The sequence below is a fragment of the Microcoleus sp. BROC3 genome, from assembly GCF_036702515.1.
Lineage (GTDB): Bacteria > Cyanobacteriota > Cyanobacteriia > Cyanobacteriales > Microcoleaceae > Microcoleus.
On record NZ_JAUBTQ010000031.1, the window covers coordinates 1 to 12,266 of the forward strand.

At 43.0% G+C, this 12,266-nt stretch carries 10 protein-coding genes; 1 reads left to right on the top strand and 9 read right to left on the bottom strand.

Annotated elements, in window-relative coordinates:
* On the top strand, positions 1-352 hold a 352-nt coding region (locus QUB30_RS19915), incomplete at its 5' end, for a hypothetical protein (protein ID WP_333336699.1).
* Positions 353-1,129: 777 nt separating this feature from the next.
* On the opposite strand, the gene QUB30_RS19920 is transcribed toward QUB30_RS19915, so the two are convergent.
* From QUB30_RS19920 to QUB30_RS19960, 9 genes are all read right to left on the bottom strand, one after another.
* A complete protein-coding gene (locus tag QUB30_RS19920) occupies positions 1,130-1,591 on the bottom strand; it encodes a VOC family protein (protein ID WP_333336701.1) in 462 nt (153 codons plus the stop codon).
* Positions 1,592-2,150: 559 nt separating this feature from the next.
* The gene (locus tag QUB30_RS19925; RefSeq protein WP_333336703.1) at positions 2,151-2,636 is read right to left on the bottom strand and encodes a glutathione peroxidase; all 486 of its coding nucleotides are present in this window, start codon (positions 2,634-2,636) and stop codon (positions 2,151-2,153) included.
* A 290-nt stretch (positions 2,637-2,926) separates the two neighbouring features.
* Complete coding sequence (locus QUB30_RS19930) at positions 2,927-3,820, bottom strand: DUF2382 domain-containing protein (RefSeq protein ID WP_333336705.1); 894 nt, start codon at positions 3,818-3,820, stop codon at positions 2,927-2,929.
* Positions 3,821-4,039: 219 nt separating this feature from the next.
* Positions 4,040-4,894 (bottom strand): DUF2382 domain-containing protein, encoded by an 855-nt coding sequence (locus QUB30_RS19935; protein ID WP_333336707.1) that lies wholly within the window; start codon positions 4,892-4,894, stop codon positions 4,040-4,042.
* Between the two features lie 458 nt (positions 4,895-5,352).
* The gene (locus tag QUB30_RS19940) at positions 5,353-5,811 is read right to left on the bottom strand and encodes a DUF1499 domain-containing protein (protein WP_333336709.1); all 459 of its coding nucleotides are present in this window, start codon (positions 5,809-5,811) and stop codon (positions 5,353-5,355) included.
* Positions 5,812-5,936: 125 nt separating this feature from the next.
* Entirely contained in the window at positions 5,937-7,595 is a 1,659-nt protein-coding gene (locus QUB30_RS19945; protein ID WP_333336711.1) for an adenylate/guanylate cyclase domain-containing protein, read from the bottom strand.
* Positions 7,570-10,128 carry a response regulator gene (locus QUB30_RS19950; protein ID WP_333336713.1) on the bottom strand — a complete coding sequence of 853 codons (2,559 nt, stop codon included), beginning with the start codon at positions 10,126-10,128 and terminating at the stop codon, positions 7,570-7,572. Before QUB30_RS19950 ends, QUB30_RS19945 begins: the two co-directional genes overlap by 26 nt.
* Positions 10,125-10,517: a response regulator gene (locus QUB30_RS19955; protein ID WP_333336715.1), complete on the bottom strand. Its 393-nt coding sequence runs from the start codon at positions 10,515-10,517 to the stop codon at positions 10,125-10,127. The genes QUB30_RS19950 and QUB30_RS19955 overlap by 4 nt, the downstream gene beginning before the upstream one ends.
* Positions 10,518-10,835: 318 nt before the next feature.
* Positions 10,836-12,260 (bottom strand): response regulator, encoded by a 1,425-nt coding sequence (locus tag QUB30_RS19960; RefSeq protein ID WP_333336717.1) that lies wholly within the window; start codon positions 12,258-12,260, stop codon positions 10,836-10,838.
* Positions 12,261-12,266 lie beyond the last annotated feature (6 nt).

Consider the following 12,266-nt stretch of genomic DNA (forward strand, 5'->3'; position numbering starts at 1 on the left):
GTGTGAATGTGACCGTTTTTCACGGTTCGGCAAGAATAGCAAAGGGGACAATTCGGCAGAGTTTACAAAAAACTTATTGAGGCTACTTTTTTACCATCATTACTTCTTGACCACTACCCAAAATCGAAGTAAGTCCGCAGGGTTGTTGTTTTTTGGCAGTGATGTCAACTTAACATCAAATGTAGTAGCGGTTTGCTGTCTTAATCCAAAATCATCTCGCTCCCCCCAGCGCCCTCCTCGCGGGCAGGGCTGTTTCATTCTAGCAAAATCATCAACCGCCAAAACCTATCACGGAGCCATCTTCGGCCTTGCGTTACCGATCGACAGCTCACAACTCGGAAAAGATTCATAGCAATAGTAGTTGATAGAATTGAAAAGTTAATCACAGACCCAAATTGATGTAAGGGAAATTTATATTCTTAGGAGTTACGCATGGGGCCCAGCAACCGGGTTTTTTTACGAAAAAACTTCGTTCGCAGGAAGTAAATTACAGCATATTTCTGGTTTGTGAAACACAGTAGCAGCTATATTGTGTGGTACCTGTTATGTAGGGGGCGTCGCTGCTCAATGGTTCAATCAAACTTGCAGATTGCAGATTGTTAATGGCGAGGCGACGCACCTTACTTAATACAATATGGTGTATACCAAATAGACATGAAATATACTGTAAGAGTTGATTTTTGACAATGCAGAGCCTCCCCCGTAAATACTTTGTTTGTCAGACCTGAATTCCTTAGTGTAACTCTTTAAGATAAAATCTCAAATGGTATGAATATCGGTAAAATTAATCTTATGTGGATGTCTTTGTCTCTGCACTCGAATAAAATCCTTGAGTTTTTTTAGAGATTCGATTAGAAGGTGCGTATTATTAATTACCAAATTACGAGCGATTGCTATCTAATTTGCTTCAGGGCGATCGCTTTTTATTTTCCCGATTTAGTATTAGAATCAAACAGCCCTGATTCTTAAGGGGGCGTTGGGGGTATAAGCGAAGCTAATAGTCAAACAGTAGACTGATACTACGTTTGAGCTGGTGGTTGACACTGATTAAATGTGACATACTGCTACACAGACTGCAAACAGTAAATGTAGGCTGCGCACGGAACAACGAGATACTGATAGCTGGTGTTTAAACTGGATCGCAGCGGATTTCGATGATAAATCCGTCGGGATCGTAAAAGTAAATGCCGCGTCCTGTAGCGCGAGTGACGGGGCCGCTGTCGATCGCAATTTGATTTGACTTTAGCACTTCAAGAGCGCGATCGAACAAAGCCGGATCGATGTCGAAGGCTAAGTGGTTGGCGCGGGTAAAAGCTTTCTCCGGGTCTGGGTTTGGCGGTTCCAAGTGCGGCTGCCAAAATAAGTCAATCACAGTGCCGTCTGGGGTGACGAAATTAGCGACTTTACCGGCGGCTACCATTTCTGTTAAAGTTGCGGGAATTTCTGCACCTGTTAGTTCGTGCAGACCGAGAATTGTAGCGTAGAAGTGGCGGGAAGCATTCATGTCGCGCACGTTTAAAGCAATATGGTGAACGCGGCGCAAATTCCCCGGCGCGAGGGCAATTTTGACTGTGTTTTGGGTTGTTTGCATGATTTTCAATTGCGAAGATTAAAATTGAATGCTGTTAGATTTATTCTGATTCTGTCCTGGAAAATAACCGTTTTAAGTTGGTAGTGAAAACTTTTAGTATGGTCGTGCGATCGCACATAATATCAAGTATTCAGTCCTGGACGCATCGGGGCCCAGAAACCGGGTTTTTACCTTGGGTTCGGTCTACAACCCGTCTTTTCGTAAAATACCCCGGTTTCTCAACAATCCCACATAATATCAAGTATTGTTATTTTTCTTTAGGGAACGATGCCATGCCTACAAATAGCATTGCCAGACCGCCTGCAAGAATTGCGAAAGCAAGTACACCTACAACTAAATCTAATCCCGATGTATTTTCCATTAAATTAAACCTTTTTCCACTTAAATAAAATCATCGGTATTTGTTCATGGTTGAGTGCTGGCAAACAATGAATGGGAAAGAGAAGAAAAAAATAATATTTCAACTTCTAAAAAAAAGCCTATTAAGTTCTTCTCTCTTTCCTAAACATCCATCCGTTAAATCGGTTAAATTCCGTACACTGCTTAGTTGCCGAACTTCTTATTTTGCCAATTCTCGATCGATCGCAGCGATCAGTTCTGGCGAATCTGGGCCTACGCTGCTGCGGAATCTGGCAACCACTTCACCTTGTTTGCTAACTAAGAATTTCTCAAAATTCCAGGAAACATCACCCTTGGGCTCGACTGCACTCGTAAGCTTAGCGTACAGCGGGTGCTGCTGACTGCCTTTAGCGTGTACTTTGTCAAATAATTCAAAGGTGACGCCGTATTTTGTAGTACAGAAATTGACGATTTCTGAATTACTTCCGGGTTCTTGAGCTCCGAAATCGTTGCAGGGAAATCCTAAAACACGAAGTCCAGCAGCGCTGTACTTCTTGCCCAATTCTTCGAGTCCTTTGTATTGCGGTGTATACCCACATTGGGAAGCTACGTTAACTATCAAGAGTACCTTGCCAGCGTACTCTCCTAGCTGCTTGTCTTCGCCTGCGATCGTTTTTACTTTAATGTCGGAGATTGTGCTGGGCATTTTCAAATACTTTTAAATTTGACCACCACAATTTTACCGCAATTGGGTACAATCTTGTCTAGATGCCGATCGCTAAAAATTTAAATATCCCGGCCTGGGCAGGTTTGCCGAGCTCTGGCTTGTATGATAAATATTGGCGAACCCGCCCATACCAAAATTACGGTTAATTTACCCAACACGATCTTAGTAGATGGCGGTGAACTTTCCCCACAGCATCTATCGCCACAGTCAGCTATTAGATTGAAGCTTCTTGCTGATAGCTAAAATCTACAGCGAAAAGGAGGAATATTTTAACTCTCTGATTGGTGTTCCGTCATCCATTTTTGGTAAGTATCCTCAAGTTGCTTGTCTTCGAGAACGAGTTCTAGGCGGACTTTGACGCAACCGTGGCGGGGTTGAGAGGCGATCGAATTTAAGATTTTGCTAGCTTTCTGCACAGAGGTAAATTCCGCCTTAACTGTCGGTTCCTGGCGATCGCTTTTAACCTCCGTCAAATCTATACCGGTGATGTTTCCCTCGCCCAAATCTATTTCTGCCAACACCTTCGGATCTTCGCCCACTTGTTCGACAATCAGCTTTTCCCACTGGATCGGCACTTGTACCATCCGAGTTTCAATTTCTTTGCGCACGATGACTTCGCCGACTTTGCGCTTGCTGCGGTTGATCACCAATCTTTCTTCTAGCAGGCGAATTACTTCTCGATCGACAATATCCAAGTTTTCCTCATCCTCATCTGTGTCCAAATTTGCATCTGTGCGATCGGCATCTGTTAGATTTGACATAACTTTTGAGGGATTCGTTAACTCGGTGTTGCTGAATTCACTATGCGGTTCTGAGGCATTTTCTAAAGACTGACTCCCGGCATTTGCCGAAACTCCCGGCAGCATATCGACTTGTTCGGAATTAATACTTACAAACAGCGCTTTTTGGTGATAATCGACTTTTTTGAGCAGCTTAATACTTAGTAAAAAAATGCGGGTATTTTCACTGCCTAGCCCGGAAACCACAAAGTTTAGCTGACCGTTCTCATCAAAATAGACATCTTTAACTTTGCCTACCAATAGACCTTGGTTGTCTTTGACTGTAAAACTTTTTAGCTTAGTTCTAACTTTTTCGGGCACCCGGTTGAGACGGGTAATTGATTTGGCAGTTGCTATCTTTTCTGCTGATGCTTTAACGTTCATTTTTTAAACTTGCCTGCTTAGGTATTTTTATTATGAATTGGTAAGAGAAAATGGGTAAAGGCGGGGAAAGTGCATAAACTTTGCCAAAACCAGACAAGTTTTGTACCCCACCCGCCCCGTCATCACATAGGAATTGCGCGATGCCACAAATCAAACCTGCGCGGTGACAGAATTATGTTATGAATCTGCAATCCCTATGCAATACCTGTTGCGGTTGCGTTAGATATCTTTATTATCTATAACCGCAGTTCCATCGCTCTTAATGTCTAATTCTTCACGACGCAAAGTTTCTTCGCCCTCAACCGTGCTGCGAACAACTTCTTTTCTGACGTTGACTTCTTCCCGGACGAAAGCTTCCTTGTGAATGTCGGCCGTTTCTTCGTAGACTTCCATGCGTGCAACTTCCCCTGATTGGAAGTCAGCGTCACCAACTGAAACTACTCGACCCGCTTCTACCGGCGTTACTCGCTCGATTACGACTCGTTCTTTTTCAATGGGTACTGAAGCTCGCGCTGTTTCAGTTTCCACGCGCTTGCCAACAGCTACTTCGCCTGTTTTTGCGCGGTGTTTGTTGGCAATCAAGCGTTCTTCATAAAGCTTGAGATTTTGGTGCTGCTGTTCGTTGGTGTCGTAGAGGGGGCGGTCGATATCGTAGCTGTAGCTGCTGCGATCGTAGCTAGCAGGAGTTGCAGTGGTTGCGGCTGCTGTTCCTTGATTGCGGTAAACGCCTCTTACCTGTTCTTCGCGATCGTAATCTAATGGTTCTAATTCATTGTAAGCCGGCAATTGTTCTGCTTGAGCTTTGTTGCGAAGGCCTGTTGCGTGGACGCGACGGGCTCCGTAGTCGAAGCGAGCCGAGCCGATTGGCAACAATACTTTTTTGCCAAAAATCCAAATACCGGTATCAATTACCAGATAGCGGAAACGACCAGTGTCATCAACCAAAGCATCATAAACAGTGCCTACTTTGTCATCAGAGTCGCCAGCATAAACATCAAATCCCTTGATGTCGTCTCCAGCAAAGATTTCTTCCTGATAATTAGGATAAAATTCAGCTAATCTTTGAAGTGCCATGTGTTTTTTCCTCTTCGCTCTACTTAAATTAATAGTAGAAATTAATTCGTTGACTTCCCTCTCCCTAAAGTCAGAAGTGTATAATTTAGGGTGTTTAATACTATAGGAATACTGCCCCAAATCTTTTTCTGTGCTAGCAAACTCAGCTATTTAAAAGGTTGTAAAACTTTACAATCCTCACTCTTATAGCCATTATTAAAAGTCAAAGCGAACCGTAGGGACACGGCATTGCCGTGTCCTACTCCCCGCGCCGGACAAGGCAATGCCGTGTCCTACTCCCCGCCCTGGACAAGGCAATGCCGTTTCCTACTCCTCGCCCTGGACAAGGCAATGCCGTTTCCCTACTGTTAATAATTGTTAACTAGGTAGTTACAAATAAACATTACATAGTTATATACAAAAATCGAAGCCCCTCATCTTGCGGGAGAGGGGCTTCGGGAAAGTTAGAAATTTTAAGTTCAGAGTTGATTTAGTTGAGTTCTGATAGTTTCTATCCGGCTGCGATTAACTCCTAAATCCGACTCTCCCAGACGCGAAGCCGATCGCACGTGGATGACTTTTGCTGCATCATCTACCAAAAATTCAACGTCATCAACAAACCCCATCAAAGCACTGGTGAACTCCGCATAGAGGTAATTATCAGTTGCCGTGATAATTTTAGTTTTTCCATAGGACTCGATCGCCTCTTTGAGCTTTGCCATCGCTTCACTCTGGGACGAAGTGTATGCCAAAGGCTCAATTTTGTGTTCGGCATCTTGACTGAAGCTGCTGACGCAGTTGGGGGAACTCGGACACGCTGCGAGTTTTCCTGACACAATGCCGATATTGGCAGGTCTTTTTCCAGCAAACATTGTTTTTTCTCCGGGTATAGCGATAAAAGTAGCGATCGACAGTACCGCTACTGCTACCAATGACATTAAAATAACTATCACTCTTTTCAATGCTGTCGGCGATTTAGTTTCAACTGTTTGCAAAGGATTAGCCCTCTTGAAAGTGTAAATACGGTATAATTTTAATATTAATTCAAATTAACATCAAAAAGTTAAATATATTTACTTTGTTCTTCTATCAACCAGTAAGTCAACATTCTTCCTTTACCTTTAACCGGGATATGACCCCGTTCTTCAAAAACAAACTGCTCTTTCAAACGATCGTAAGTCTGCACCGTCACTTGAATTTTACCGGGCAATCCGTTCGACTCCATGCGCGAAGCAACATTAACAGTATCCCCCCACAAATCATAGCTAAATTTGCTAATCCCAATAATTCCCGCCACCACCGAACCGCTGTGAATTCCGATCCGCAATTGAAAATTTTCTCCCATTTTGCCATTAAACCTCCTCAAAGCTGCCTGCATCTCTAAAGCTAAAAGTGCGATCGCCTCAGAGTGGTCCTCCCGCGCCGTCGGCAAACCCCCAACCACCATGTAAGCATCCCCAATCGTCTTAATCTTTTCCAACCCGTGCAACTCAGACAACCTATCGAACTCCGAGAAAATCCCGTTCAAAATTTCTACCAACTGCGTCGGACTTTTGTGAGCCGAAAACTCTGTAAAACCCACCAAATCAGCAAACAATACGCTCACATCATCAAAATGATCCGCTATCAATTTTTGCTCTTTTTGCAAGCGCTCGGCAATAGGTTTCGGTAAAATATTCAGCAGCAATTTCTCTGTTTGTCCTTGCTGCAATTTCAGCGCTGCTTCAGCTTGTTTCCGCTGAATCAGCGAACCGAGCTGCGTAGCAACCGCACTCACTAATTCCAACAAGCGCGGCTGACATTTTAAAAAAATTTCTCGATAAAAAATCAAAATAGCTAACACTTGGTTGTCCGCCACAATTGGCACCCCAAAAGCCGCTTTCAATCCCACATTCACCGCAATTTGCGATCGCAAAAAAACTTGTTCCGGTGCAGTAGAAACATCCTCGATCCATTCAGGCTGCTGCGACTGCCAAATCCTCCCCGGGAGTCCCACACCGGGAACAAAAGTTAACTGCCAACTTTTTTGTCGGAATTCAGCAAAACTCAAGTCGCTGACGTACCTGCCTGTAGCACATTTTAAAACGCCCTCACTGCAAGGAATCCAAGCTTCGCCCAGATTCCATTCAATAGTTTGGCAAATTAAACCTAAAATCACATTTATAGCCGAATCAAAATCCTCAGATTTGCTAATAGCTTGAGTTGCCTTCAGCAGCAAGCTTGTTTCCATTTCAACCTGGCGACGTTCGGCGATTTCCTGGTGCAACTGAACGTTTTGATCTGTCAATTTTTGATTTTTTTCTTGCAATTGCATTTGCAATGAACGCACAGTAAGTTGATTGCTCACTCGTGCCAATACTTCTTTCACCTGAAAAGGTTTTGTGATATAGTCTGCTCCACCCACTTCAAAAGCTTTTGCCTTATTTATGCCTTCTTCTAGCGCGCTGAGAAAAATGATGGGAATTTCCCTAAATTGGGGTTCTGATTTCAGCTTTTGACAGAGTTCGTAGCCGTCAATGTCCGGCATCATAATATCGAGTAAAATCAAATCCGGTGCGCTAGATTGAATCGCATCTAGGGCAGAAAAACCATTAGTAACAGGCCGAACTTTATAGCCGTTGTTTTGCAAAATTTTAATCAACAAACGCAGATTATCTGGCGTATCGTCAACTACTAAAATATCTGCTTGATAGTTTTCAGTTTGTTCCGCCTGGATCTGCATTATCTGATTCCTCCGCCTCGGCAATTAAATTGAGAATTTTCTGGTAATCAAAATTATCGAGATGACCCTGGAGGATTTCGGCAAATTCAGGATGAGCATCCCTTATTTCGTCGATTGTCCTGACAATTAAGTCAAAATCAGCACTGCGGATTACCTGCTTCATGTTGTCTATCCATTCTGCGGGAAGTGTAGGTAAATAAGCAAGCGCAGCATTAGATGGCGAGCTAGATAGATAATTTCGATCGCCTGTGGAGATAAAGTCCGTTGAGTCAGAGTAGAGATACTTCACCCCCAAATGTTTGTTGAGGGTATCAAATATATCTGTTTTGCGGAAAGGTTTGCTCATAAAATCGTCGCAGCCGACCAATAAAGCAAACGCTTGTCTGCCTTCAATTGTACTAGCTGTCAAAGCAATAATCTTCGGAATCGGGGAGTCTGGATGGGAAATATTCATTTTCCCCTTTTCTTGCTCTCTCTGCTTGATTTTGGCCTTAATTTGTTTAGTAGCTTCGTAACCGTCCATCACCGGCATTCGCAGATCCATCAAAATTAAGTGCGGGTGCCAATTTTCCCACATTTCTATTGCTTCGTGGCCGTTGGTGGCTTGTTGCAGCCCGAAACCGCAGGGAGAAAGCATTTTGACTAAAAGTTGGCGGTTGTCTTCGCGATCGTCCACAATTAAAATCCGGTAGCACGGTTGATTTGGTTCCAAACCAGTAACTTCGCGGTTAATTGGCGAGGCGGGAATATCAGCATACACCGCACTGACTGGAATCTCAAATTTAAAAGTAGTGCCGAGTTCCACTTGACTTTCTACGACGATTTCTCCTCCCATCAGGCGGACAAATTGACGGCTGATGGTCAATCCTAAACCCGTGCCTTTCTGAGTTTTTTGACCGGAAGCAGTTTGCACAAATGCCTTAAAAACATTGTCCAATTCTTCCGGAGCAATGCCAACTCCTGTATCTTGTATTTCAAACTGAAGGAAAAAAACCGGAAGCGGAGTTAAATCATCAGCCTCCTCCCTCAATTGAATGGGTGCAAAATCACTGCTACTTAAAGAAAATTTTTGAATAGTTGTTGTGGTATCAAAGCCAGTGGTTGGAATGTTACCTACCAAAATTTCCGAATTTTCTAACTTTCTAACTCTTAATATAATCTCGCCTGTTTGCGTAAATTTAATCGCATTGCAGAGAAGATTGATCAGCACTTGGCGGAGTTTAATATCATCGGTTCGCACGTACTGAGGAACGTCAGCATCGCGCTGGAAAAGCAACTGCAATTCTTGATTTTGTACCCGCAGTTGAAACATATCTTGCAAATCGTCAAGCAAGCGGTAGAGGTCGAAGTTTGTCGGGTCGTTCATCATCCGCCCCGCTTCGATTTTTGACAAGTCTAACGCTTGATTGATCAGGGTCAGTAAGTGTTCGCCGCTGCGGTGAATAATTCTCAGATTTTCTCGGTTCTCGACAGTAAGATTGGGGCTTGATTCCATAATTTGTGCAAACCCGAGTATGGAATTGAGAGGGGTGCGCAACTCGTGGCTCATATTGGCAAGAAACGTGCTTTTAGCTTTGTTTGCGGCTTCAGCAGCTAATGCGGCTTGTTGCAGTTGTTCTGTGCGCTCCTCAATTTGGGCTTTTAAGGTTTGCTGGTAATCTGCTAGTATTTTTTCGGCTTGTTTGCGATCGCTAATATCTTGAAAAGCTGCGATCGCATAAGCAATATTTCCGCTAGCGTCAAAAATCGGCGTCGTATTGATCTCGATCGCAATTATTTTGCCATCTTGACGGATTTCTACATCGTCAACCTTGACAAATTCTCCTTTCAGCGCGCGCAAAATTGGCAGATTATCCGGCGGGTAAACCTCATCAGTATTGCCAACATAAAGTTGATAAGTGGCAGCTAATTGTTCCGCAGTGCTTTCCGGGATAGTGTCTGCACCCAGCAAATCCCGCGCTGTCTGGTTGAAATAGGCGATCGAGCCGTCGGGATTATAAACAGATACCCCCACTGGCAAAGCTTCTAAAAATTGCCTCAGGCGGCTTTCACTCGCAGACAGCGCCTCATTTACTAGCTTTAACTCCTCGTTTACTTCTTGCCGCTTAAGGATTTCATCTGTTAGCTTTTGGTCTTGCAAGTAACTGTGAACCGCTTCTACTACCGTTAATTTTAAGTCTTCATTTTGCCAAGGTTTAGGGATATAACGGTACAATTTAGCATACTTAATAGCATTACTCAGGGCTTCCAAATCTGCTTGCCCCGTCAGCATAATCGTCAGCGTCTCCGGCGAGCTTTCGTGAATTTTTCGGAGCAGTTCGTCCCCTTTAATATCCGGCATGATATAATCGGAAAGCACCAAAGCAATCTCGTATTCATCGGCCTGCAAATCTGCCAGCAACTCTAAAGCATCAGCCCCCCCTTCAGCCGTTTCAATAATACACCGATCGCCGATCGCCTTTTTCAGTTCAATCTTTAAACTGTTCAAAACGTCAGGTTCATCATCAATACAAACAATCACAGGTTTTTTCATAACTTAGCCAGCCCAGATTTTATAATCTCTATTAAGTCTTTGCTTTGCCACGGTTTGTACAAACAACAGTATAAATCGGCTTCTTCTACTGCCCGCTGAAGTGCCGCTGCATCAGCTTGTCCCGTCAACATCACCTTAATAATTTTAGGATATTTTTGGTGAACTTTAATTAAAAGTTCGTCACCTTTAATTCCGGGCATCAGCCAATCAGAAACAACCACAATTACCTGAGCTTCTTCTTGAAAATCCTCAAGTAAATCTAAAGCTTCATCACCACTTTCAGCTAATTCGTAAAAGTAATCATTTTTGAATTCATTCTTGAGCTGAATCTTGAGAGTATTCAAGATATCGGGTTCATCATCAACGCAAAGAATTACAGGCTTATTCATCTTTTCCTCTCTGCTTTTATTTTAGTGGTTTACCGACATGACTTGCTTCTATCTTATTGATTTCGGGCGGGGATGCAGGATATCTGTCCCCTATCTTATACCATTTGAGATTTGAGATTTGAGATTTGAGATTTGAGATGCGGAATGAATAATTTCATAAGAGTTGGGAACTTGCCTACAGTTACATTTTTTTTAAAAGTGGTATTATTTTAATAGAACTTCCGAACAGAAACTCAGTTTATCGCCCTAAATCTTGTCTTGGTCAGGGAGACAGCGACGAGTTTCACCGGGAATCAGTCCCCTACAAATAATTTTTGTTTAATAGATTGGCAGCGAGACTGTAAAACTTGTCTGCCCCGGTACAGAATCTACAGCAATTGTGCCTTCGTGTTTTTCCACAATTTTTCTCACAATATCCAATCCCAAACCGCTACCTTCGCCCGCCGATTTAGTCGTAAAAAATGGCTGAAAAATTTTGGGAATCACTTCTGGGGGAATGCCTTTTCCGTTATCAGTAAATTTGAGGAAAATATTTTCCTCTTCCTGGTGAGTTTCAATTGTCAAAATACCTTTATAATCCATCGCTTGCAGGGCATTATGAACGAGATTCGTCCAAACTTGATTTAAGTCATCTGGATAGCACATAATTGTGGGTAACTCTCCATATTTTTTAACTACTTCTATACCGTGTTTCAGTTGATTTTGATAAAGGGTTAACACCGTTTCAATACCGTCGTGCAAGTTCGCCTGGACTTTTTCTGGTTTGCTATCGAAATGAGCGTAGGTTTTCAAGGCAAATACTACTTTTCCCGACTTCGCTGTCGCTCTTTGGATCAGGCTAATACTTTTTTTAAAGCTTGCAAACTGGTAAGCAGTATTTAAAACTACTTCCCAATCCGGCAATTTAAAAAGCGGCAACAAGTGTTCTATGTTGTCGTAGATTTCCATGTCAACTAAAGTATCGGCAATTTCATCGGGCTTTTCAACTGATTCTGCCATCAACTCTCCCGTCAACTGCTGCTTAAACTTCCGTTTCTCTCGGCTGGTAAATAAAGTTTCTTGATGGGTAGCTCTGTACAGTAAACTTAAAAAATAAGCTTGACCTTCTTCAGAAAGCTGTTGAAAAAATTGAGGCATTTTGTCTAAATTATAGTCCCAAAAATTAGCTATATTATTAATAGAGGAACCTATAATGCCCAGCGGGGTATTGATTTCGTGGGCAATACCGGCAATCAGTTGTCCGAGTGCCGCCATTTTTTCCGATTGAATCAAATGCTCTTGGGTGGCTTGCAGTTGGTGGAGCGCAGTTGCTAAATCTTGATTTTTTTCTTGCAAAGTTTGTTGCAGCGAACAAATTTTTAAATGAGTTTCTATCCGGGCTAAAACTTCTTCAACCTGAAACGGTTTAGTAATAAAATCCACTCCACCAACGGCAAAAGCTTTAACTTTATCCATCACGTCGTTAATCGCACTGATGAAAATCACCGGAATGTCTTTGGTTACTTGAGAATCTTTGAGGCGCTGACAAACTTCATAGCCGTCCATCTCCGGCATCATAATATCCAGCAGCACTAGATCCGGGGGCATTTTTTGAGCTGCCGACAGTGCTAGCTTGCCGTTGGGAACTGGGCGAACTTGATAGCCTTTTTCGCTCAAAATTCCTGTCAGCAGCCGCAGGTTTTCGGGAGTGTCGTCCACTACTAAAATATTAGCTCGATTGGTTATCGGTAAAGTTGAAGTCATCGGGTA